General features: G+C 68.6%; 17 protein-coding genes. 5 read left to right on the top strand and 12 right to left on the bottom strand.

Annotated elements, in window-relative coordinates; genetic code table 11:
- Positions 1 to 16 precede the first annotated feature (16 nt).
- The 3 genes from purE (at position 17) to F1599_RS12355 (ending at position 2,912) form a co-directional block, all read left to right on the top strand.
- Complete coding sequence (gene purE, locus F1599_RS12365; protein WP_149316831.1) at positions 17 to 514, top strand: 5-(carboxyamino)imidazole ribonucleotide mutase; 498 nt, start codon at positions 17 to 19, stop codon at positions 512 to 514.
- A 126-nt stretch (positions 515 to 640) separates the two neighbouring features.
- Positions 641 to 1,885, top strand: a complete 1,245-nt coding sequence (locus F1599_RS12360) for a 5-(carboxyamino)imidazole ribonucleotide synthase (protein WP_150083300.1) — start codon at positions 641 to 643, stop codon at positions 1,883 to 1,885.
- Between the two features lie 49 nt (positions 1,886 to 1,934).
- Positions 1,935 to 2,912 (top strand): L-threonylcarbamoyladenylate synthase, encoded by a 978-nt coding sequence (locus F1599_RS12355; protein WP_149317097.1) that lies wholly within the window; start codon positions 1,935 to 1,937, stop codon positions 2,910 to 2,912.
- Positions 2,913 to 3,068: 156 nt separating this feature from the next.
- Here F1599_RS12355 and dacB read toward each other — a convergent pair whose 3' ends face one another.
- From dacB to F1599_RS12315, 8 genes are all read right to left on the bottom strand, one after another.
- Positions 3,069 to 4,661 (bottom strand): D-alanyl-D-alanine carboxypeptidase/D-alanyl-D-alanine endopeptidase, encoded by a 1,593-nt coding sequence (gene dacB, locus F1599_RS12350; RefSeq protein ID WP_150083299.1) that lies wholly within the window; start codon positions 4,659 to 4,661, stop codon positions 3,069 to 3,071.
- A 99-nt stretch (positions 4,662 to 4,760) separates the two neighbouring features.
- A complete protein-coding gene (locus tag F1599_RS12345; RefSeq protein ID WP_149316834.1) occupies positions 4,761 to 5,750 on the bottom strand; it encodes a hypothetical protein in 990 nt (329 codons plus the stop codon).
- 90 nt (positions 5,751 to 5,840) lie between these two features.
- Entirely contained in the window at positions 5,841 to 7,472 is a 1,632-nt protein-coding gene (locus F1599_RS12340) for a hypothetical protein (RefSeq protein WP_150083298.1), read from the bottom strand.
- A 195-nt stretch (positions 7,473 to 7,667) separates the two neighbouring features.
- The gene (locus F1599_RS12335; protein WP_149316836.1) at positions 7,668 to 8,216 is read right to left on the bottom strand and encodes a MarR family winged helix-turn-helix transcriptional regulator; all 549 of its coding nucleotides are present in this window, start codon (positions 8,214 to 8,216) and stop codon (positions 7,668 to 7,670) included.
- 37 nt (positions 8,217 to 8,253) lie between these two features.
- On the bottom strand, positions 8,254 to 8,754 hold the full coding sequence (locus tag F1599_RS12330) for a DUF3237 domain-containing protein (RefSeq protein WP_150083297.1): 501 nt from the start codon (positions 8,752 to 8,754) through the stop codon (positions 8,254 to 8,256).
- Positions 8,751 to 9,902: an ABC transporter substrate-binding protein gene (locus F1599_RS12325; protein WP_150083296.1), complete on the bottom strand. Its 1,152-nt coding sequence runs from the start codon at positions 9,900 to 9,902 to the stop codon at positions 8,751 to 8,753. Before F1599_RS12325 ends, F1599_RS12330 begins: the two co-directional genes overlap by 4 nt.
- Positions 9,903 to 9,936: 34 nt before the next feature.
- Positions 9,937 to 11,199, bottom strand: a complete 1,263-nt coding sequence (locus tag F1599_RS12320) for a flavin-dependent oxidoreductase (RefSeq protein ID WP_150083295.1) — start codon at positions 11,197 to 11,199, stop codon at positions 9,937 to 9,939.
- A gap of 115 nt (positions 11,200 to 11,314) precedes the next feature.
- The gene (locus F1599_RS12315) at positions 11,315 to 12,067 is read right to left on the bottom strand and encodes a hypothetical protein (protein WP_150083294.1); all 753 of its coding nucleotides are present in this window, start codon (positions 12,065 to 12,067) and stop codon (positions 11,315 to 11,317) included.
- A gap of 208 nt (positions 12,068 to 12,275) precedes the next feature.
- Between F1599_RS12315 and F1599_RS12310 the strand changes: the two genes are divergently transcribed.
- On the top strand, positions 12,276 to 12,488 hold the full coding sequence (locus F1599_RS12310) for a glycine zipper 2TM domain-containing protein (RefSeq protein ID WP_006579879.1): 213 nt from the start codon (positions 12,276 to 12,278) through the stop codon (positions 12,486 to 12,488).
- A gap of 274 nt (positions 12,489 to 12,762) precedes the next feature.
- Here the strand turns inward: F1599_RS12310 and F1599_RS12305 are convergent, their stop codons facing one another.
- Entirely contained in the window at positions 12,763 to 13,215 is a 453-nt protein-coding gene (locus F1599_RS12305) for a PACE efflux transporter (RefSeq protein ID WP_150083293.1), read from the bottom strand.
- Between the two features lie 150 nt (positions 13,216 to 13,365).
- Here F1599_RS12305 and F1599_RS12300 point away from each other — a divergent pair, with 150 nt between their 5' ends.
- Positions 13,366 to 14,280: a LysR family transcriptional regulator gene (locus F1599_RS12300; protein WP_149316842.1), complete on the top strand. Its 915-nt coding sequence runs from the start codon at positions 13,366 to 13,368 to the stop codon at positions 14,278 to 14,280.
- A 183-nt stretch (positions 14,281 to 14,463) separates the two neighbouring features.
- Here F1599_RS12300 and F1599_RS12295 read toward each other — a convergent pair whose 3' ends face one another.
- From F1599_RS12295 to F1599_RS12285, 3 genes are read right to left on the bottom strand one after another with little or no spacing between them, the layout of a single operon-like run.
- A complete protein-coding gene (locus tag F1599_RS12295) occupies positions 14,464 to 15,915 on the bottom strand; it encodes an efflux transporter outer membrane subunit (RefSeq protein ID WP_223819611.1) in 1,452 nt (483 codons plus the stop codon).
- A gap of 17 nt (positions 15,916 to 15,932) precedes the next feature.
- Entirely contained in the window at positions 15,933 to 19,265 is a 3,333-nt protein-coding gene (locus F1599_RS12290) for an efflux RND transporter permease subunit (protein ID WP_150083291.1), read from the bottom strand.
- Positions 19,262 to 22,456 (bottom strand): MdtB/MuxB family multidrug efflux RND transporter permease subunit, encoded by a 3,195-nt coding sequence (locus F1599_RS12285; RefSeq protein WP_150083290.1) that lies wholly within the window; start codon positions 22,454 to 22,456, stop codon positions 19,262 to 19,264. The genes F1599_RS12290 and F1599_RS12285 overlap by 4 nt, the downstream gene beginning before the upstream one ends.
- Positions 22,457 to 22,630: the final 174 nt, after the last annotated feature.

Genomic DNA, 22,630 nt, shown 5'->3' with positions numbered 1-22,630 from the left:
CAAGCAAGGATTGGAAGTGAGCCAGACAAACAAGCCGCTGGTCGGCGTCGTGATGGGCAGCAGCTCGGACTGGGACGTGATGCAGCACGCCGTGGCGATGCTGAAGGATTTCGGCGTCCCGTTCGAGGCCCAGGTGGTATCGGCGCACCGGATGGCCGACGAGATGTTCCGCTACGCCGAGACGGCGCGCGCGCGCGGACTGCGCGCGATCATCGCCGGCGCCGGCGGTGCCGCGCACCTGCCGGGCATGATCGCGGCCAAGACCATCGTGCCGGTGTTCGGCGTGCCGGTGCCGTCCAAATACCTGCGCGGCGAGGATTCGCTGCTGTCGATCGTGCAGATGCCCAAGGGCGTGCCGGTCGCCACCTTCGCGATCGGCGAGGCGGGCGCGGCCAATGCCGCGCTGCACGCGATCGCCACGCTGGCGGCCACCGACGACGCGCTGGCCGCGGCGCTGGAAGCGTTCCGCACGCGCCAGACCGAAGCGGCGCGGGCGATGACCTTGCCGCTGTGAGCGCCCGACGCCGATCCGCTTCTCCGATTGACTGAGTCACCGATTCACTGATTTGCCGACTCGCTGAATCACGCCCCGCGGCCGTCGCCGGCGGCCGCGAACCGTTCCCCTGGAATCCGCACGAGCATGCCCACCGATATCCATCCCCATCTGATCGAAGCGCACACGCCGGAGTCGCGCGCCGAATTCGGCGTCGGCGGCCCGAACGCGCCGATCCTGCCCGGCGCCTGGCTCGGCATGCTCGGCGGCGGCCAGCTGGGCCGGATGTTCACCCACGCCGCCCAGGCGATGGGCTACAAGGTCTGCGTGCTCGATCCCGACCAGGACAGCCCGGCCGGCGCGGTCGCCGACAGGCATATCTGCGCGGCCTACACCGACGAGGCCGCGCTGGCCGAGATGGCGAAGCTGTGCCAGGCGGTCTCCACCGAATTCGAGAACGTGCCGTCGATGTCGCTGGAGCGGCTGGAGCAGCTCGGCGCGTTCGTCGCGCCGCGCGGCCACTGCGTGTCGATCGCGCAGAACCGCATCGGCGAGAAGAAGTTCTTCGCCGCCTGCGCCGAGCGCACCGGCGTGCCGCCGGCCCCGCACTGGGTGATCCAGCACGATGCCGATATCGACCAGCTGCCCGAACAGTTGCTGCCGGGCATCCTGAAGACCGCGCGCATGGGCTACGACGGCAAGGGCCAGGCCCGCGTCAAGACCCGCGAGGACGTGCGCGCCGCCTGGAACGCGATGCAGCATGTGCCGTGCGTGCTGGAGCAGATGCTGCCGCTGGCCTATGAGGTCTCCGTGCTGGCCGCGCGCGGCGTCGACGGCGCGACCGCGACATGGCCGCTGGCCGAGAACGTCCATCGCGACGGCATCCTGTTCTCGACGGTGATGCCGTCGCGCCAGGTGTCGGCCGAGATCGCCGACCGCGCGCGTGCCGCCGCGGCGACCATCGCCGGCGAGATGGGCTATGTCGGCGTGCTGTGCATCGAGTTCTTCGTGCTGCAGGACGGCAGCCTGGTCGCCAACGAGATGGCGCCGCGCCCGCACAACTCCGGCCATATCACGATGGATGCGTGCGAGACGAGCCAGTTCGAGCAGCAGGTGCGGGCGATGGCCCGGCTGCCGCTGGGCAGCACCCGCCAGCATTCGGCCGGCAAGATGCTGAACCTGCTGGGCGACGTCTGGTACGAATACGGGCTCGAGCGCGAGCCGGCGTGGGATGCGGTGGTTGGCCAGCCCGGCGCCAAGCTGCATCTGTACGGCAAGAGCGATGCGCGGCCCGGACGCAAGATGGGCCACGTCAACTGCATCGGCGAGCGTGCCGAAGACGCGCAGCGCGCCTTCGACGCGGCGCTGCAGATCCTGCATATCGCGCCCTGATTTCCTGCACAGGGTGATGACGATGGCCGCCGCTTCCGATGCCTCCCGCATGCCGACCGCCGCCGAACTCGACGAGGCCGCGCGCCTGCTCGAGGCCGGGCAGCTGGTCGCGTTTCCGACCGAAACCGTCTATGGCCTCGGCGCCGATGCCGAGAACCCGGAGGCGGTGGCGCGCATCTTCGCGGCCAAGGGACGGCCGTCCAACCATCCGATCATCGTTCACGTGGTCGACGGCGCCGACATCGGCCATTGGACCGACGAGGTACCGGAGGCCGCGCAGCGCCTGATCGATGCCTTCTGGCCCGGGCCGCTGACGCTGATCCTGAAGCGTGCCGCGCATATCCCCGCCGATGTCGCCGGCGGGCAGGACAGCATCGGCCTGCGCTGCCCCTCGCATCCGGTCGCGCAGGCGCTGCTGTCGCGCTTCAAGCGCGGCCGCGGCGGCATCGCGGCGCCGTCGGCCAACAAGTTCGGCCAGGTCAGCCCCACGACCGCGCAGCATGTGCGCGAGGAATTCGGCGACAGCGTCTATGTGCTCGAGGGCGATGGCGTCGAGGTCGGCATCGAATCGACCATCGTCGACCTGTCGCGGCTTGACCAGGGCGTCGGCCCGGTGCTGCTGCGCCCGGGCGCGATCACGCCGGCGATGATGGCCGACGTGCTCGGCACCGCGCCGCTGCCGCCCGATGCGGCCGCGCCGCGAGCCTCCGGCACGCTGAAGGCCCACTACGCGCCGCGCACGCCTCTGTATCTGGCCGATACGCGTGCGCTCGCACGCGACCTCGCCACGCTGCCGGCCGATGCCCGCGTGGCCTGGGTCGCCGCCGCGCCGGCGGACGATCCCCGCTGCGTGTGGGTGCAGGCCCCGGCGGATGCCAGGGCCTATGCGCGGGAGCTGTACCGGCTGCTGCGCCGGCTCGACAAGGAAGGCTTCGCCCGGCTGTACGTCGAGCCCCTGCCCGAGGGGCACGAGTGGGCGGGCGTACGGGACCGTCTGCAGCGTGCCGCCGCCGCGTTCCAGGACTAGCGCTGGGCGGCCGGTGGCGGCGCGCTGGTGCGCCGGTGCGTGAATGCCTTAGTGTGGGAATGCGTCGATGCGTCAGTGCGTCAATGCGTCAGTGCCGTGGTCCGTTGGTGCTCCAGACCGTTGGTGCTCCAGACCGTTCGTTAGTGCTTTGGACCGTCAATGCGCCGCGGACGCCGGCGCGCCCCGATACACCCACTCCAGCAGCGCGTCATGCGCCTGCTGCGCCTGCGATGCATTCGGATGGTTGATCAGGCTGACGACGACATAGCGTCCGCCGTCGGCCGCATCGACATAGCCTGCGATGGCCCGCACATCGGCCAGCGTGCCGGTCTTCAGATAGCCATGCCCGGCCGCGCTGCTGCGCGTCAACCGGTTGCGCAGCGTGCCGTCCACGCCCAGCACCGGCAGCGAGTTCACGAAGATCGGCGCCGCCTCGCTCGCCAGCGCCTGTTGCAGCAGGCGCGCCAGATCGTAGGCGCTGATGCGTTCCTGCCGCGACAGTCCCGAGCCGTTGTCCAACGTCAGCCCCGGCATGTCGAGGCCCTGGTGCGACAGCCAGCGGCGGATCACCGCCGCCGAGCGCGCGGTGCTGGCCGGGCCGCCGCGATCGATCTCCGCGCCGACGGTCAGGAACAGCTGGCGCGCCATCACGTTGTTGGAGTACTTGTTGATGTCCCGGACGATGTCGGCCAGCGGCATGCCGTAGTGGCGCGTCAGCCGGAACGCGGGCCGCGGCACGCGGCCGCTGCGGACCGCGGGCGGCCTGGCGAAGGTACCGCCGGCCGCCAGCCATTGCGCGATGAAGCCGCCGCCGATGAAGTCGTCATGACTGAGCGCGGCAAAGTTCAGCACCTGCTCGCCGCAATCGGCCGAGTAGCTTCCCTCGAACGCGGCCACCACGGTGCCGTCCGTCTGCGGCGACAGCGTCGGCGTCGCGCCGGCGCGCCAGTCGCCGCAGCGGCCGTTGGTCAGCGCGAGCCGATTGTCCAAGCGCAGTTGCGCGAGCGGCGGCGTCACGGAAACGCCGACCGTTTGCGTGGCGGCATCCGGCGTCAGCGTGAAGGACAGGGTCTTGAACGAATACAGCAGCGCGTCCGGCGCCACGTTGTAGGCGCGATGGGTCTCGCCGTCGATGGTGCCGCCGTTGTCGAGCCCATTCTGGAAGTAGCTGCGATCGAGCACGATGTCGCCTGCAATGGTGGTCACGCCCGCGCGCAGCGCCCCGGCGACCAGCTTGGCCATTTCCTCGGGCACCAGCTTCGGGTCGCCCTGGCCGCGCAGATAGACGTTGCCGACCACGCCATCCGCGCCGGGCTCGCGATCCGCATAGAGCGAGGTCTGCCACCGGTAGCTCGGGCCCAGCAGTTGCAGGCCGGCGAACGTGGTGATCAGCTTCATCGTCGAGGCCGGGTTCATCGGCGTCTGGGCGTTCCAGCTGGCGGTGGCCGTCGGCGCGCCTTGGCGGACGACGTAGAAGCTGGTGGCGGAAAGCGGTACGCCCGCCTGCCGCAACGCCAGCAGCACGGACGGTGGCAGGCCCGTTTGATCCTGTGCGAGCGACAGCAGCCTGGCTTTGGATGCCGCCACCCTTGTCGACGACGAGGGCCCCGCTGCCTTGGCAGCGGCGGCCTTTGACTTGGACCGCTTGGTGGCGGCTTCGGAGTTGGCAGCGGCGCCGATTGCCAGGGCAAACGCCAGGAATGGCACCATGCTGCGGGCGAGAAGGGGGCGAGCAGGCATGGGCAGCATGGTACCGTAGTCGTCTGCAACGATGCGACCCCGATGCCCGACTCACCTGCTCATGGTGGCGAGGAAGCGCTGCCAGATCCCGGCTTCCGTGCGTTGGCTTCAGAGTTGGCGGAACAGCTGAAACAGCCAGATTCGCTGGTCGTCCCGAGTGTGACGCCTGCCTGCCCCGGGAAGAATACGGACACGGGGCGATGACTGCGACGCCGTGGATTGACAGCCGGCGGACGAGCTTCCCGCGCTGCCGAAGGCGGTCCGGTAGAGGGCACCATCCCGCGCGCTTCGGTCGAAATTGATGACCCGAAGGTCCAGCGCGCAATAGAACCGCTTCAACATTTGTGCAAGAGCCGCCGAGTCGATTCTTGAATACGTGTAGGCCTCCTCACGATCAGCGAATCCGTTGGGGACCAGAAAGCGGCCGAAGCGGTCCCGATCGAACAACTGTTCAAAAGCAAGTCCGAGCAGTCCTCTTTCACCGAGCGCGGGTGCAATACGAAGCAGGACGATATCGAGTTCGGAAACATGATTGACCGCGTGCTCGTCGGCGTACGGCTGCAGCATGTTTTGATGCTCGGCCAACTCGCCTTCGCTGAGCAAGGGAAAGCGGCGCGAAAACGAGAACGTCAACGTGTCCTTGTCGCACAGCAGATGCACGAATTCGGGACACATGGCGTTGTAGATTCGTGGAGTCAGCATTCCCAACTCCACCAGGTATCGCGCGGCATAACGAATGCATTCGGGCGGGGCGCTCGTCACCTCGTCGAATACCGTCGCCAGGCGCACGAATTGGCTGGCCGTCTTTCCCGAGCGGATACCTGCCTGCAAGAAGGACCGCAGGCGGCCGGGCGACCGTTCGAAGTACTGGAAAAGCGGGCGCAGTGGTCCGCCGCAAACCAGCACCTCGAATTCGTGCGTGGTATCCATCAAGGCAAGCGCGGCGTCCGGATCGGCATCGATCACCGCGAGCTTCAATTCCGTCGGCAGGGCGCCCAGATATCCGGGTCGATTGGAATGTGGCCGGTCGTGATGGTCCGTTCCGTAGAGATCGTGCGGCCTGGCCGTGTGCGTCGATGCTGTCGGTACCAATGGCATATGCAGTTCCCTCCCAGGTTTGAATCATGGATTGCCCCGATACCGCCGTCGAGCCGATCCGGTCTGCCGATCGGGCTCGCTCGTCAGTGCTCAGCCGCCGCCAGCGGACAGATCGCCGGGTACCGGAACGTTGCTGCTGGACGGCTTCTCGTCAAACACAAAATGCCGCGGGTCGCCCGACTGCGCCAACCGGTCGATCTCGTGCGCGAACATTTCGGCGCAGGCTGCAAGGATGGAAAGCGTCGCCTTGAACTTGAGCGACGTGATCTTGATGCTCCGGCCTTCCAACGCGAACGTCGCGACAGCACGAAGACCGGCATCTTCCGGCGCCGGCACGATGTTGCCGGCCGCCAGCGGCATGATATGCAACGCGGTGCCGATGTCGGGCGCCGGCTGGTATAGCTTGTAGGTGATCGTGCCGCCGATCGCTCTTCCGCTTTCATCGCACGCTATCTGCACGAGGTTGATCTTTTGCCCCGCGGCGGTCGTGATCGCCTCGGGAAGTCCAATGGCCCTGGCCAGCGCGATCGTCGCCGCGTTCTCCACCGCGCTGCGGGGCCGCTGCGTGATCAGATACAGCAGGGCATCGAACGTGTCATCGTTGCCCTCGGCGGCCGCGTGGATCTTCTCCATGGCGATATCCACAGCCCCCGGCAGACGATTCTGGATCTCCTTCTGCTGCTGCTCCACCGGCAGCCCTGCAAGCCCGTCACCGAAGCCTGGCGGAATCAATCGCTCGTTGGCGATCTCGCACGGATACACCAGTTCCGACTGATCCCTTGGAATGTCGGCCTGCAACTGAGCAATCAGATCCCGCCGCCATTCCGCCCTTTGCTTCGTGACATCGCCATAACTGGCAAACCGATTCAGCGCCATCTGGTCGGCGAAGAATTCCTGCAGGTCCTCCGTGGATCGGAGCTTCGCGTTCCGCATCAACGCGGGCAGCAATTCGTCGTTGAACCGGGCTTCCAGGGCCCTGGCCTGTTCGAGCGATTGCCGGAGGGCGCCGGACACGTCGCTGTTTGCTCTTTCGAAGCCCTCGTGAGCGGACGCGGCCTGACATATCTTGTGAATCAGATAGCCGCCCCCCGCCGCGCCCCCGGCAGCGAGCGCTCCGAGCAGCACGAGACCGAGAGGAGGGAAGGCGACCGTGACGACGAGCATCGCTAGTGCGCTGGCGATGCCGGCGATGCCCAGCAACAGGATGGCCTTGGCGCCGGGCGCCTCGTTGTCCGGATAGTCGCGAACATCGGTGGCCAGTTGATCCAGGTCGGCCAGCGCATCGCCGACCGACTTCGCGCACTGCTTGATATCCGCACGCAGCCGCAGCAGTTCCTGGCGCGTGATACGTACGTCGTTGTGTTGCTGCAGGTCCCATGCTTCGATGCGGGCAGCGGCAGACTGGGCATCCGCGATCTTCTTGCCGCATCGTGCCGCGCTGCTCAGGATCTCGGCCTTGCGGCTCGTATCCGGCAACGAATGCACCGCGTTTGTGAGCTCCTGCCAGCCGGCATCGAGCAGGTCGATCACACGGGGCGCCGGCGGGTGCTCGACAGCGCCGGTGGGTTGCACGTGTTGCGCGCCATTGGCGGCCGCGGCATCGATGCGGGACGGCTCGATCTCATGCGGCTGAGGATGGGCTTCGGAGCGGATTGAACTGGTGTCCGGGAGGGAGGCGGCGGGATTTTCGGTGGAGCGAGGCTGGGCAAAGATACGGAACATGTCGTCGCGGCGGTGGGGTGGAGAAACGCCAACGATGGACGGCAACGTTGGCTGGGGCTTCAGGACAGCGAAGCCTACCCACCGCACTGCGACGCCGCTGTTCTAATCGTGGCGGCCGCTAAAGAATTTGAACCGATGGTTCAGCGACCCCGGGCGGCGTCGCGATATCCGGCGGCTGTCGGGGAGGCGAGAGCCTCAGCCGAGTCGCGCCAACAGCCCTCTCAGCGTCTGCTGTTCCTGCTCCGACAGGGCGCGCGCCATCTTCACGTCGTGGTCGCAAACCGCCCGGGTTGCCGCCTCCAGCGTTCGGCGTCCCGCCGCCGTCAACACCAGGCTGAACGCCCGTCGATCGTTGGCCGACGGCCGTCGCGCCACCAGCTTCATCTCCTCGAGCGCATCGACCAGCAGCACGGCGCCCGAACGCGCAATGCCCATGATCCTGGCCAGGTCCGTCAGCTTCAGGTCCGGATTGCGCGAAATCAGCACCAGTGCCGAGAAGCGTGGCGGCGTGATGTTCCAGGGCGCCAGCGAGCGCACGAAGTCTTCGTAGAGCCGGATCTGCGCGCGACGGATCGCGTAGCCGATCAGGCCGTCCAGAACCCCGTAGTCGACGTCCGGCAGATGCGGATCGAAGCCGCCGGCTTCGGTGGCGGGGTCGGGCGCGAGCGTATCGCGGGTCTTGCGCGCGGCCCGGGAAGAAGGGGACGAGGGCGAGGGCGGCGAGGAGGGCGGCGAAGCGGACATGGAGCAGGGGATGGCGGACGCGAAGCCCGCGATCCGTTCAGGCGACGCGGAAGTATCGCATCTGCACGCGGTCCGGGAACCGCGCGCCGGTGGCGACAAAGGTGTGTTGCATCAGCCAGCGATAGGCGGGCGCCTGCGTTTCGAAGCGCGGGGCGGTGCGGAAGTAGATCCGCGACGGATCGACCGTCTCGCCGGCGGACAGGCGCGCGAGCACATCGGCGGGACCGCTGCGCAGGCCCGCGTTGACGATGTAGATCCGGGCGCCGTCATCGGTCTGCACGACATAGCGCGCTTCGATCTCCGCGACCGTGACGCCGTCGCCAAGGTCCGGCCGGACCAGCTGGAAGTCGGCGCCGCCGGGCAGCACACGGCCGCGCAGCAGCGGTCCATCGACGACCCCATCGAGAATCGGGATCACGCGCCGCTGCCCCACCGCGCTGGCGCCGACCTCGATCGCCGGATCGAGCCGGAAGCTGAAGTCGGCGACATGCTCGAGCTTCGGCGTCGGCAAGCCGGCCAATGCCGATGCGGCGCTCACTTGAGCAGCTTCCAGTTGCCGTTGTCGATCGTCAGCATCACGCGGCCGCGCTGGTCGAAGCCAAAGTGGTCCTGGCTGGTGTAGTTCAGCACGCCGTGCGAGACCACGATCTCGCGCTCGCTTTCGAGCGCCGCCTTCAGTGCCGCGCGGAACTCCGGCGTGCCCGGTCTGGCCCGCTTCAGCGCGACCGGCACGATCCGCTGCAGCACCAGGCCGGCATCGTAGGGATGCGCGCCGAACTGCGTGCGGCTCTCCGGGCCGTACTGCTTCTCGTAGCGGCTCACGTAGTCGAGGCCCGGCTTCTTCGGCGCGCTGTCGGCGGGGAGCTGCTCGGGCACGATGACCGGTCCGGCCGGCAGGATGGCGCCGTCGACCGCCTTGCCGCCGATGCGGATCAGGTCCTTGGTGGCGGCGCCGTGCGTGTGGTAGATCGGCCCGCGATAGCCGCGCTCGCGCAGCGTGGTGTGGGGCAGGGCGGCGCCGGTGCCGGCGCCGGCGATCAGCATCGCGTCCGGGCGCGCCGAGATCAGCTTCAGCGTTTGCGCGGTGACCGCGGTATCCGAGCGCGCGTAGCGCTCGGTGGCGACGACGCGGATGCCGTTGGCCGCCGCCGCGGTGGTGAATTCCTTCAGCCAGGTCTCGCCATAGGCGTCGGCAAAGCCGATGAAGCCGATCGTCTTGACCCCCTTCGCCTTGGCGGTCGCCGCGACGGCCTCCGCCATCAGCCTGATCGGCTGGGCCAGCCGGTAGGTCCATTCGCCGCGGCCGGGCTTCAGTTCGATCGGCGAGAACGCCAGCTGCACGGTCTTGCTCTCGTCGGCGACCTCGGCGATGGCAATCGACGGCGCCACCGCGGACGAGCCGAGGATGATGTCGACCTTGTCCTCGCTGACGAAGCGGCGCGCGACCTTGGTCGCCTGGGTCGGATCGGAGCCGTCGTCGAGCACTACATAGCGGATCGTCTCCCCGGCGATCTGCTGCGGCAGCAGGCCCAGCGACTGCTTCTGCGGAATGCCCAGCGATGCCGACGGCCCCGTCGACGAAATGCTGACGCCGACGGTGACGTCGGCCAGCGCGGGGCCGGCAAGCGCGCCGGTGGCGGCGAGCGCCAGAACGAGGCGCGCAAGCGTGGTGCGGCGAAGTGTCATCGAATGTCTCCCTTTTTTATGATGGCGCGGGCGGTCAGCGGGCGCCGCCCTGCACGGACTGGCGATCGAATCCCGCCAACTGCTTGTAGCGCAATGCGATCGCCTCGAGTTCGCTGCGCGCAATGACCTGCTCGATATCGGTGAAGCCCTGCGGCGCACGCTGCTCGGCCAATTGCATGACCTGCTCGGGACCGTTGAGCCGGTTGCGCAGCACGATGCCCGCCGTGCGCGGCAGCCGCTCTGCCTCGTACTCGCGCAGCGCGTAACCGGTATCGGGCGTGCCGAGCAGGCAGTCGACCAGATGGCGCGCATCGACGATCGCCTGCGCGCTGCCGTTCGAGCCGATCGGGTACATCGGATGCGCAGCGTCGCCGAGCAGCGTGACGCGATCGAAGGTCCAGCGCGGCAGCGGGTCCTTGTCGACCATCGGAAATTCGTAGATCGCGGCAGCGCCGTCGATCAGCGCCGGAATGTCGATCCAGTCCCAGCGCCAGCCGGCAAAGGCCTCGCGGAACACCGACTTGTCGACCTGCCGGTTCCAGTCGCTGCGCGGCGGCGTGTCCGACGCGTCGTCCGGCACGCGCAGCTCGGCGATCCAGTTGATCAGCGAACGGCCCTGCCGTCGCAGCGGCTCGGAGATCGGATAGGCGACGAACTTCTGGTCCTGGTGGCCGGCCATGAACATCGAGCGGCCATCGAGATAGGGCGGCGCCTCGGTGACCGCGCGCCACAGCATCCGCCGCGAAAAGCGTGGCTCGTCGCCGCTCGGATAGAACTGCCGCCGCACCGCCGAATGGATGCCGTCGGCGCCGACCAGCACGTCGGCGCTGGCCTGCACCTCGGCACCGTCGGCGCGCCGGCGCAGCGTGAATCGCACCGGCGAGCCGGGCCGCGCGCCGGTGTCGTGCACCGTCTCGAAGGCATGGCCGGTATGCACGCGCTCGGCGCCGAGCCTTTCCACCGCGGTCCGATAGAGCAGCATCTGCAGCTCGCCGCGATGCACGGAGAACTGCGGATAGGGATACCCCGCGGCGAGTCCACGTGGCTCGTGCCAGATCCGTTGGCCCAACTTGTTGTAGTAGGACAGCGAGCTGGTCTCGATCGCGATCTGCGCCAGCGCCGGCTGCAGGCCGAGCTCGGCCAGTTCGCGGACCGCATGGGGCAGCAGGTTGATGCCGACGCCGAGGGGCTTCAGGGATTCGCTGGCTTCCCAGACTTCGGCGTCGATGCCGTGGCGATGGCAGAGCAGCGCGAGCGTCAGCCCGCCGATGCCGCCGCCTGCGATGGCGATGCGCATGGTGTCTCCTGTGGCGGACCTGCGCGCGACGGGCGATCCGCTTTCGATCTTGATGGTCGACGAATTGTTATGGAGTATAACTAAATCGTCGACGTGCGCAAGCGCGAGCCCGGGATCAGTTGCCCCAGCTCGGCGACAGCAGGCGCAGGCCGATCGAAACAAAGCGCGTCTCGCGCGGCTGGTTCAGCTGCGTGCCCCAGGTCATGTCGACCTGGACGCGCTGCGGCACGATCCACACCCGGGCGCCCAGCTGGATCCACGGCTTGTCTCCGCTTTCGCCGAAGCTCTCGGCGATCATGGCCCAGCGCTCGCTGACCGCCGCCTCGCCGGCCACGCCCCAGGTCATGCGGGTCTGCCGTTCGGCGCGATCGTGGGTGGCGCCGAAGTTCGCATGCAGCAGCAGGCGGTCGTCGCGCATCGACACCGTCAGCGGCAGATTCAGATAGAGCCCGCCCGGGGTCCTGCGCCGCTCGGCCTTCGGGTATTCGGTCATGCCGAGCGTCAGCGCGACGCCGTAGCCGTTGGTCTCGACCGGCTTGAGCACCGTCTTGCCCTGGAACTGCAGATCGGTGATCGCGTTGCCGGGGCCGTCGCCGTATCGCTGCACCGCGCCGCCGAACGTCCATTCAAAGTTGCCGGTGAAATTGCAGCCCGGCAGCGCCCAGCGCTCCGTGCCGTCGCGGTTGAAGCGCAGCCACGATTCGAGCTGGCACGATTGCGGATCGACGATGCGCGCGTCGTCGGTGACCAGCGGCCGCGCCGCCCATGCCAGCGGGCTCAGGCACAGCAGCAGCGCTGCCGCGAAGGGGCGGCGCAAGGCGCAGAGGCGAAGGGGGATCGGCAGGCGGATCGGCAGGAGAAGCGGCATGAGAATCGGCAGCATGGTCGGGCTCGCAGTGGCGCGCCCGAAGTCTAACGCGCACCGATGACAAGGTGTCGCGCCACGCCGCCGTCGCCAACGGTGCGGCGACCCATGTGGGATTTATCTGACACCGACATAGGTGGCCATCGTCTGCCTGCCGTGTGCCACGCCCCCGCACAATCGAACTACCTCTCGCCCGTACAAGGAGCTCTCGATGCGTACCCTTACCCTGTCGTTCGCGCTGGCCACGCTGCTCGCCACCGCGGGCTGCGCCGACATGACCGCCAAGCAGCGCAACACCGCCATCGGTGCGGGCGTGGGCGGGGTCGCGGGCGCGACCTTGATCGGCGGGCCGGGCGCCACGCTGGGCGGCGCCGCGCTTGGCGGCGTGGTCGGCAATGTGCTGACCGACGACAAGAAGAAGTAAGAAGCAGGGACAACAAGCAGGGACAAGAAGCAGGGATCGCGCGAGCGCGCCGCCAGCAGAGTCATCGCAGCGAGCCCTTGCAGCGTGCCACCCCAGCGCGCCACCCCAGGGCGCCACCACAGCGCGCCACCACAGCGCGCCACCACAGCGCGCCACCGCAGGGCGCGCGGCTTGCCCGCAGATTCGTCGCGCATTGGCGGCGCCAAAAAGCAGAACGCCCCGGCCGATGGCCGGGGCGTTGTCGTTGATGCCGTCTGTGTTGGCCTCGCGCCGGTCAGGCCGGCTCGCTGCCCGAGGCCTCGCCGGGGACCGCGCGGCCCGGCACCGGGAACACGATGTCGTAGGCCCAGTTGTAGACGAAGGCGTAGACCACGTAGAAGCCGGCCACCGCCAGATCCATCAGCAGCGCATCGAGCAGGCTGATCTTCAGATACCACGCCACCGACGGCAGGAACACGATCAGCAGGCCCAGCTCGAACAGCAGCGCATGGCAGACGCGCACCGCCGGCGATTTGCGCACCGAGCCGGTCAGCCGCACCATGGCCTTGTCGAACATCAGGTTGTAGACGTAGTTCCAGACCGCGGCGACCAGCGAAGCGACCGCGGCGATCACGCCCATCTGGTGCAGGGCGTAGCCGAACACCCAGCTGCCCAGGGGCGCGAAGATCAGCAGGCCGATCAGTTCGAAGCCGACCGTGTGACGGATTCTGTCGAGCGTACCGCGCATTGTGCTGCTCCATGAAAGACAATGACGCCGAGTCTATCGGGTAGAGCAGCAGATACAAGTTGGGAAGTATCGCTTATACAGATGGGTCGCCGGAACTGTGGCACCATGGGGCCTTCCTCCGCTTCATCCGCATCCAGCCGAGCATCTGCCATGAGCCTGTCCCTTGAACAACTGCAAGCCTTTGTCGCCGCGGCCGAGACCGGCTCGTTTTCGGCGGCGGCGCGCCGCCTCGGCAAGGCCCAGTCGGTGGTCAGCACCGCCGTGTCCAATCTCGAGATCGATCTCGACAACGCGCTGTTCGACCGCAGCGGCCGCTATCCCGCGCTGACGCCGGCGGGCGAGCGCCTGCTGGTCGAGGCCCGCGTGATCCTGGAGCGCTGCGAGCATTTCCGCGGCGTGGCCAAGAGCTTGGGCGAGGGCGTCGAAAGCCGGCTGGTGCTGGCGGTCGACGAGCTGTATCCCGAGGAGACGCTGGGCGTGCTGCTGGAGGAGTTCTCGCACCGGTTTCCTGCGGTGGAGCTGGAGCTGCTGTTTCCGGTAATGGAGGACGTCAGCCGGCTGGTGCTGGAGGGCGGCGCGGACCTGGGCCTGATGTGGCGGCAGGAGGTGTTGCCGCCCGCGTTGGCGTTCCGCGGGCTCGGTTGGGTGCCGATGCAGATCATCTGCGCGCCCGACCATCCGCTGGCGGCGCAGCAGCGGGTCGGCTGGGAAGAGCTCAAGCGCCATCGCCAGCTGATGGTGGCGGTGCGCAGCGACAGCGAGGAGAAGATGCGCCTGCGCGTGGCCGCCGAGGTCTGGTGGGTCGAGAGCCACTGGGTCATCGTCGAGCTGGTCAAGCGCGAACTGGGCTGGGCCTTCGTGCCGTGGCACGTCGCCGCCAATTCGCCGGCCGCCGCGCAACTCGTCTCGCCCGAACTGGACTTCGACGATCAGGACTGGCCGGTGGCGATGGAGCTGGTCTGGCACAAGCAGCGTCCGCTCGGCAAGGCCGGCGCATGGCTGCAGGAGCGGGTCAGCCACCAGCCGCTGCCGCAACCGGCGCCACGGCGGCGCGCAGGGGGATGAGTTGCGCAGCAAGGTGGCAGGCGGGTTTGCCCTCTCCCCCAACCCCCTCTCCCGCAAGCGGGGAGCACGGTATCGCTGGAACTGGCGATGCGTGGGTGAATACGCCGGTTCTCTCCCCTCTCCCGCAAGCGGGAGAGGGGCGGGGGAGAGGGCAAGGGCGCCGGCATCCCGCCGGCGCACCGCTCAGCGCGCCACCGCCGCGCCGTCCCCGGCTTCCTTCGCCACCGCCGTCCCCGGCCCCTGCCAGCCGCCGCCCAGCGCCTTGATCAACACCACGCTGGCGCTCAACTGCCGGCCGGCGATCGACAGCGCGGTGCGCTCGGCGGTATAGGCCGCGGTCTGCGCCGTCAGCACGTCGAGCAGGCCGGCGGTACCCGCGCGATAGCGGTTGTTGACCAGCGACAGCGCCTCGCGCGCGGACTGCAGCGCCTCGTTCTGTACCACCGCTTCCTGCTCGAGCAGGCGCGCCGCGGCGAGGTTGTCCTCGACCTCCTGGAACGCCGTCAGCACCGTCTGGCGGTAGTTGGCAACGGTCTGGTCGTAGACCGCGATGGCCTGTTCCTTGGCCGCGCTGCGCGCGCCGAAGTCCAGCAGCGTCATCGCCAGTTCGGGGCCGAACGACCAGATCCGGTTCGGCAGCGACAGCCAGCGCTCCAGCGAACTGGACGTAAAGCCCCCCGCGGCCGACAGGCTCAGCGTCGGGTAATACGCGGCCTGCGCGACGCCGATCTGCGCGTTCGCGGCCGCCATGCGGCGCTCGGCCGCGCCGATGTCCGGGCGGCGTTCGAGCAGCTGCGACGGCACCGCGACCGGCACGCGCGGCACCGTCTCGGTGAAGTCGATCGGCGCCAGCGAGAACGCGGCCGGCGGCTGTCCGGTCAGCACCGCGATCGCATGCTCGTACTGCGCGCGCTCGATCTGGATGTCGATCAGCTGCGCCTGCGCGCTCTTGAGCTGCGTCTCCGATTGCAGCACGTCAGAGCGTTGCGCGATGCCGGCCTGGTACTGGTTGCGCACCAGCTGCAACGACTTCTCGTAGTCGGCCACGGTCCGCTGCAGCAGCGCCTGCTGCGCATCGGCGACGCGCAGCAGGAAATAGGTCTGCGCCAGCGTGGCCTGCGTCGACAGCAGCGTCGAGGCCAGGTCGGCCTCGCTTGCATGCGCGCTGGCCTCGCTGCTTTCGACCTGGCGCCGCACGCGGCCCCACAGGTCCACTTCCCAGCTGGCCGACAGCGTCGCCGTCTGCCCGCTGCTGATATTGCCGTTGCCGCTGCGCGAGCGGTCCACGCTGGCCTGCGCGCCGACCACCGGGAAGTAGCCCGAGCGCGCCGCGCGCAGGATCGCGGTGGCCTGCCGGTACTGCGCCTCGGCGGCGGCGATGGTCTGGTTGGAGATCTTCACGCGCGCCATCAGCGCGTCGAGCTGCGGATCGCCGAACACGGTCCACCAGTCGCCGCGCTGGCTGGCGTCGCCCGGCTCGGCGGGCTTCCATTGGCCCCATTCGGCCGGCGCCTCCTTGAAGGTGGGCGTCACGGGCGCATCGGGCCGCTGGTAGTCGGGGCCGACCGCGCAGGCGCCGAGCAGCAGCGCGCAGGCCATCACGACGCAGCGGGGCAGGGAGGAGGGGCGGGTCATCGCTTTCTGGGTCATCGTCACGAATCGAATCCGGCAGGCGTGGGCGCGGACGGCGCGCCGCCGCCGCCGCTGTTGCGACGGGCCTGGCGGCGGTTGCGCCAGGCCTGCCACTTCAGGCGCCAGCGGTCCAGCGTCAGGTAGACCACCGGCGTGGTGTACAGGGTCAGCAGCTGGCTGACCAGCAGGCCGCCGACGATCGAGATACCGAGCGGCGCGCGCAGCTCGGCGCCGTCGCCGCGGCCGAGCGCCAGCGGCACCGCGCCGAGCAGCGCCGCCATCGTCGTCATCATGATCGGGCGGAAGCGCAGCAGGCAGGCGCGATAGATCGCCTCGCGCGGCGTCAGCCCCTCGCGCCGTTCGGCATCGATGGCGAAGTCGATCATCATGATCGCGTTCTTCTTGACGATGCCGATCAGCAGGATCACCCCGATCAGCGCGATCACGCTGAACTCGGTGCCCGAGGCCAGCAGCGCCAGCAGCGCGCCGACGCCCGCGGACGGCAGCGTCGACAGGATCGTCAGCGGGTGCACGTAGCTTTCGTACAGCACGCCCAGCACGATATAGATCGTGATCAGCGCGGCCAGGATCAGCAGCGGCTGGCTGCGCAGCGACTCCTGGAAGGCGCTGGCGGTGCCGGCGAAATTCGCCTGCAGCGATTCGGGCGCGCCGATGCGGGCCATCTCGTGCTGGATGCGCTCGGTCGCCTGCGACAGCGACACGCCTTCGGCCAGGTTGAACGAGATCGTCGAGGCCGCGAACTGGCCCTGGTGGTTGACGCCCAGCGGCGTACTGGTCGGCACCACGCGCGCGAACGCCGACAGCGGCACCCGATTGCCCGCGCCGGTCACCACATAGATGTCCTTCAGCGCGTTGGGCCCCTGCAGGTACTCCTGACTGAGCTCCATCACCACCCGATACTGGTTCAGCGGATGGTAGATCGTCGACACCAGGCGCTGGCCGAAGGCGTCGTTCAGCAGCGAATCGACCTGCTGCATCGTGACGCCGAGCCGCGACGCGGTGTCGCGATCGACGATCACCGAGGTCTGCAGGCCCTTGTCGTTGGTGTCGGTGTCGATGTCCTCCAGCTCCTTCAGGTTCGACAGCGCATTGCGGACCTTGGGCTCCCAGGCGCGCAGCACCTCGAGGTCGTCCGAGCGCAGCGTGAACTGGTACTGCGAACTGCTCTGCCGGCCGCCGATGCGGATGTCCTGCACCGGCACCAGGAACAGGCTGGCGCCGGGCTCCCTGGCAAGCTTGCCGCGCAACCGGGCGATCACCTCGTTGGCGGTCTCGGTCCGTTCCGACAGCGGCTTGAGCGTGACGAACATCTGCCCGGTATTGCGCTGCGAGCCGCCGGTGAAGCCGGTCACGTTGACCACGGCGGGGTCGGACTGCACGATGCGGATGAAGCTGTCGAGCTTCTGGCGCATCGCCTGGAACGAGGTGGCCTGGTCGGCGCGGATGAAGCCGATCAGCCGGCCGGTGTCCTGCTGCGGGAAGAACCCTTTCGGCACGATCACATAGAGCCAGACGTTCAGGCCGATCGTCACCAGCAGGATCAGCCAGACCAGGCGGCTGTGCCGCAGCGCCACCGACAGCGAGCGCGCATAGCGCTCGTTGATCCAGGTGAACACGCGCTCGCTGGCGCGATACCAGCGACCAGGCGGGCGCTGCCGCTGCGGCTCGCGCAGCAGCCGCGCGCACATCATCGGCGTGGTCGTCAACGACACCACCAGCGAGACCAGGATCGCCACCGACAGCGTGATCGCGAACTCCTGGAACAGCCGGCCGATGATGCCGCCCATCAGCAGCAGCGGGATGAACACCGCGATCAGCGACAGGCTCATCGAGATCACGGTAAAGCCGACCTCCCTTGCGCCGCGCAGTGCCGCCTGCACCGGCCGCATGCCGGCCTCCAGATGGCGCGAGATGTTCTCCAGCACGACGATCGCATCGTCGACGACGAAGCCGGTGGCGATCGTCAGCGCCATCAGCGACAGGTTGTTCAGCGAGAAGCCGGCCAGGTACATCACGGTGAAGGTGCCGATCAGCGACACCGGCACCGCGACGCTGGGAATCAGCGTGGCGCGCACGTTGCGCAGGAACAGGAACACCACCATGATCACCAGCGCCACCGAGATGATCAGCGTGTGCTCGACCTCGCGCAGCGACGCGCGGATGGTCGGCGTGCGGTCCATCATCACGTCCATCGAGATCGCGGCCGGGATCATCTGCCGCAGCGTCGGCAGCATCTCGTTGACGCGGTCGACGGTCTCGATGATGTTGGCGCCCGGCGAGCGGTTCAGCACCAGCAGCACGGAAGGCTCGCCGTTGGCCGAGCCGGCGTTGCGCACGTCCTGCACCGAGTCCGTCACGGTGGCGACGTCGGACAGCCGCACCGGCACCGCGAAGGCGTTCGGCCCGCTGGTGGCGCCATTGCTGCCGCTGGCATTGTTGACGGTCGTGGTGGTCGTGCCGCCCGCGGTCACCGTGGTGGTCGTCACGCCGTTGACGGTGGTGGTGCGCACCGTGCCGCCCGAGGTCGCGCTCGACGTGCTGGCGATCAGCGCGCCGGCGGTGGTGGTCGAATAGCTGCCCGGCGTCGCATAGCGGATGATCAGCGGCATGTAGTCTTCCGCCTTCATCGCCTGGTCGTTGGCGTAGATCTGCCAGGCCTTGCTGTCGTTCTCGACCACGCCCAGCGGCCGGTTCGCATTGGTCGCGCTGATCGCGTTGCGCACGTCGGACAGCGCGATGCCGTACTTGTTCAGCGCGGTGGGATTGAGCGAGACCCGCACCGCCGGCAGCGAGGCGCCGCCGATCGTGACCTGGCCGACGCCCTCGATCTGCGACAGCTTCTGCGCGAGGATGGTCGAGGCGGCGTCGTACAGCTGGCCGCGTGTCATCGTTGGCGAGGTCAGCGCGATGATCATGATCGGCGCGTCCGACGGGTTGACCTTGCGGTAGGTCGGGTTGCCCGGCAGGCTGCTCGGCAGCGTCGCGCGCGAGGCGTTGATCGCTGCCTGCACGTCGCGGGCGGCGCCGTCGATGTCGCGCGACAGGTCGAACTGCAGCACGATCCGCGTCGAGCCGAGCGAGCTGCTCGACGTGATTTCGTTGACGCCGGCGATCGAGCCGAGCGCGCGCTCCAGCGGCGTCGCCACGGTGGCGGCCATCGTCTCGGGGCTCGCGCCCGGCAGCGAGGCCGACACCGAGATGGTCGGATAGTCGACCTGCGGCAGCGGCGACACCGGCAGCATCCGCAGCGCGGCCAGCCCCGCCAGCAGGATGCCCAGCGTCAGCAGCGCGGTCGCGACCGGCCGGTGGATGAAGATGGCCGACAGGTTCATGGCGCCCTCGGCGTGTCGACGGGCGGCGGGGCTCCGGGGATGCCGCCCGGGGTACCCCCCGGCGTGCCGCCCGGGCCGAAGTCCCCATCGACGTCGGCGTCGGGATCGCCGAAGCGGCGGCGCCGCCAGCCCTTGAGCCGGCCGGCGACCCGGTCGAACGCCAGGTAGATCACCGGCGTGGTGAACAGCGTCAGCACCTGGCTGACCAGCAGGCCGCCCACCATCGTGATGCCCAGCGGCCGGCGCAGCTCGGAGCCGATGCCGGTGCCCAGCATCATCGGCAGCGCGGCCAGCAGCGCCGCCATCGTCGTCATCAGGATCGGCCGGAAGCGCAGCAGGCACGCCTCGAAGATCGCGTCGCGCGGCGCCATGCCGCGCTCGCGCTCGGCCTCCAGCGCGAAGTCGATCATCATGATCGCGTTCTTCTTGACGATGCCGATCAGGAGGATGATGCCGATGATCGCGATGATGCCCAGGTCATGGCCGGCCAGCAGCAGCGCCAGCAGCGCGCCGACGCCGGCCGACGGCAGCGTCGACAGGATCGTCACCGGATGGATGGTGCTCTCGTACAGCACGCCGAGCACGATGTACATCGTGACCACCGCGGCCAGGATCAGCCACAGCGTGTTCGACAGCGACGCGCTGAAGGCCAGCGCCGCGCCCTGGAAGGTGGTCTGCATCGAGATCGGCAGGCCGATCTCCTGCTCGACCTGCTTGATCTTGTCGACCGCATGGCCCAGCGACGCGCCCGGCGCCAGGTTGAACGAGATCGTCGCGGCGGGGAACTGGCCCTGGTGGTTGATCACCAGCGGGCCGGTGCGCTCGCTGATGCGGGCGAACGCGCCCAGCGGCACCTGTCCGCCGGACGAGGAGGGCAGCCGCAGCTCGGCCACCGCCTGCGGGTTGTCGCGGAATTCGGGCATCGCTTCCAGCACCACGCGGTACTGGCTCGCCTGCGTGAAGATCGTCGATACCAGCCGCTGGCCGTAGGCGCTGTACAGCGCGCTGTCGATCACCGCGGTGGTGATGCCGAAGCGCGCGGCCGCGTCGCGGTCGATGTCGACATAGACGCGCAAGCCGTTGTTCTGCTGGTCGGAGGCGACGTCGCGGAATTCGGGTTCCTCCTTCAGCCGCTCGGCCAGCTTCGGCACCCAGGTCGCCAGCGTCTGCGGATCGGGGTCTTCCACCGTGAACTGGTACTGCGTGCGCGAGACGCGGTCCTCGATGGTCAGGTCCTGCACCGGCTGCATGTACAGCGAAACGCCGCCCATTTCCTCGACCGCGGCCTGCAGCCGCTCGGTCACGGTCGCGATGTCGTCGCGCTCGCCCTTGGGCTTCAGGTTGATCAGCATGCGGCCGGCGTTCATCGTCGTGTTGGTGCCGTCGACGCCGATGAAGGCGGACACGCTCTGCACCGCAGGGTCCTTCAGCACCACCTCGGAGACCGCGCGCTGCTTCTGCGCCATCGCCTGGAACGAGATGCTCTGCGAGGCCTCGGTGACGCCCTGGATCACGCCGGTGTCCTGCACCGGGAAGAAGCCCTTCGGAATCGCCAGGTACAGCACCACGGTCAGCGCCAGCGTGCCGATCGCCACCAGCAGCGTCGCCCGCTGCCGCCCCAGCACCCAGTTCAGCGCGCGGCCGTAGCGCTCGATCACGCGATCGAAGAAGGTGCCGGTGGCGCGATGAAAGCGCGGCAGCTGGTCCTCGGGCACATGGCGCAGCATGCGCGCGCACATCATCGGCGTCAGCGTCAGCGACACCACCGCCGAGATCAGGATCGATACCGCCAGCGTCACCGCGAACTCGCGGAACAGCCGGCCCACCACATCGCCCATGAACAGCAGCGGGATCAGCACCGCCACCAGCGAGAAGGTCAGCGAGATGATGGTGAAGCCGATCTGCTTCGAGCCCTTGAGCGCCGCAGCCATCGGCGACTCGCCCTTCTCGATGTAGCGCATGATGTTTTCGATCATCACGATGGCGTCGTCGACGACGAAGCCGGTCGCGATGGTCAGCGCCATCAGCGTCAGGTTGTTGATCGAGAAGCCGGCCAGGTACATCACGCCGAAGGTGCCGACCAGCGACAGCGGCACCGCCACGCCGGGGATCACGGTCGCCGGCACGTTGCGCAGGAACAGGAAGATCACCATCACCACCAGCGCGATCGCCAGCAGCAGCTCGATCTCGACGTCGTGCACAGAGGCGCGGATGGTGGTGGTGCGGTCGGTCAGCACCTCGGCCTTGACCGAGGCCGGCAGCGAGGCCTGCAGCTGCGGCAGCATGGCCTTGATGCGGTCGACCACCGCGATCACGTTGGCGCCGGGCTGGCGCTGGATGTTGACGACGATGGCCGGCTTGCCGTTGGCCCAGGCCGCCAGCCGCGAGTTCTCCGGGCCGTCGACGATGGTGGCCACGTCGGTGATGCGGATCGGCGCGCCGTTCTGGTAGCCGATGATGATCTGGCGGTATTCGTCGGCCGAACGCAGCTGGTCGTTGGCGTCGATGGTCGAGGCGCGCGCCGGGCCATCGAAGCTGCCCTTGGCGCCGTTGACGTTGGCCGCGCCGATCGCGGTGCGCAGGTCGTCGATCGACATGCCGAGCGCGGCCAGCGCGGTCGGATTGGCCTGGATGCGCACGGCCGGGCGCTGGCCGCCGCTGATGGTGACCAGGCCCACGCCCTGGATCTGGGAAATCTTCTGCGCCACGCGCGTATCGACCAGGTCCTGCAGCTTGGGCAGCGGCAGCGTGTCCGAGGTCATCGCCAGCGTCAGGATCGGCGCGTCGGCGGGATTGACCTTGCTGTAGACGGGCGGCATCGGCAGGTCGCCCGGCAGCAGATTGCTGCCGGCATTGATGGCGGCCTGCACCTCCTGCTCGGCGACGTCCAGCGGCAGCGTCAGGTCGAACTGCAGCGTGATCACCGACGCGCCACCCGACGAGGACGAGGACATCTGCTTGAGCCCCGGCATCTGGCCGAACTGGCGCTCCAGCGGCGCGGTCACCGCCGAGGTCATCACGTCGGGGCTCGCGCCCGGATACAGCGTGGTGACCTGGATGGTCGGGTAGTCGACCTCGGGCAGCGCCGACAGCGGCAGCATCCGGTAGGCGACCAGCCCGGACAGCAGGATCGCGAGCATCAGCAGCGCGGTGGCGACCGGCCGCTCGATGAATAGGCGTGACGGGTTCATGCAGCGTCCTCGTTACGGCGCGGGCTCATTGTCGTGGTGCCGGCGCGGCGGCGGAGGCCGCGCGCGGAGCCGCACCCGGCGTCGCGCTTGGGGCTGCGCTTGGGGCTGCGCTTGGGGCTGCGCTCGGGGCTGCGCTCGGGGCCGCGTCGGGCGCCGCGCCTGGTGCCGACCCCG

It is taken from the genome of Cupriavidus cauae (genome assembly GCF_008632125.1).
In the GTDB taxonomy this organism is placed as follows: Bacteria; Pseudomonadota; Gammaproteobacteria; order Burkholderiales; family Burkholderiaceae; genus Cupriavidus; species Cupriavidus cauae.
The sequence above is the reverse complement of the archived record's forward strand: the minus strand, read 5'-3'. Positions and strand labels throughout refer to the sequence as shown.

Bases quoted from the DNA above. Each gene is read 5' to 3' on its own strand.
- F1599_RS12320 (WP_150083295.1), bottom strand. From the start codon at position 11,199: ATGCGCATCGCCATCGCAGGCGGCGGCATCGGCGGGCTGACGCTCGCG.
- F1599_RS12285 (WP_150083290.1), bottom strand. From the start codon at position 22,456: ATGAACCCGTCACGCCTATTCATCGAGCGGCCGGTCGCCACCGCGCTG.
- F1599_RS12305 (WP_150083293.1), bottom strand. From the start codon at position 13,215: ATGCGCGGTACGCTCGACAGAATCCGTCACACGGTCGGCTTCGAACTG.
- F1599_RS12340 (WP_150083298.1), bottom strand. From the start codon at position 7,472: ATGTTCCGTATCTTTGCCCAGCCTCGCTCCACCGAAAATCCCGCCGCC.
- F1599_RS12360 (WP_150083300.1), top strand. From the start codon at position 641: ATGCCCACCGATATCCATCCCCATCTGATCGAAGCGCACACGCCGGAG.
- F1599_RS12345 (WP_149316834.1), bottom strand. From the start codon at position 5,750: ATGCCATTGGTACCGACAGCATCGACGCACACGGCCAGGCCGCACGAT.
- dacB (WP_150083299.1), bottom strand. From the start codon at position 4,661: ATGCTGCCCATGCCTGCTCGCCCCCTTCTCGCCCGCAGCATGGTGCCA.
- F1599_RS12315 (WP_150083294.1), bottom strand. From the start codon at position 12,067: ATGCCGCTTCTCCTGCCGATCCGCCTGCCGATCCCCCTTCGCCTCTGC.
- F1599_RS12295 (WP_223819611.1), bottom strand. From the start codon at position 15,915: ATGACCCGCCCCTCCTCCCTGCCCCGCTGCGTCGTGATGGCCTGCGCG.
- F1599_RS12335 (WP_149316836.1), bottom strand. From the start codon at position 8,216: ATGTCCGCTTCGCCGCCCTCCTCGCCGCCCTCGCCCTCGTCCCCTTCT.
- F1599_RS12300 (WP_149316842.1), top strand. From the start codon at position 13,366: ATGAGCCTGTCCCTTGAACAACTGCAAGCCTTTGTCGCCGCGGCCGAG.
- F1599_RS12325 (WP_150083296.1), bottom strand. From the start codon at position 9,902: ATGACACTTCGCCGCACCACGCTTGCGCGCCTCGTTCTGGCGCTCGCC.
- F1599_RS12290 (WP_150083291.1), bottom strand. From the start codon at position 19,265: ATGAACCTGTCGGCCATCTTCATCCACCGGCCGGTCGCGACCGCGCTG.
- F1599_RS12355 (WP_149317097.1), top strand. From the start codon at position 1,935: ATGCCGACCGCCGCCGAACTCGACGAGGCCGCGCGCCTGCTCGAGGCC.
- F1599_RS12310 (WP_006579879.1), top strand. From the start codon at position 12,276: ATGCGTACCCTTACCCTGTCGTTCGCGCTGGCCACGCTGCTCGCCACC.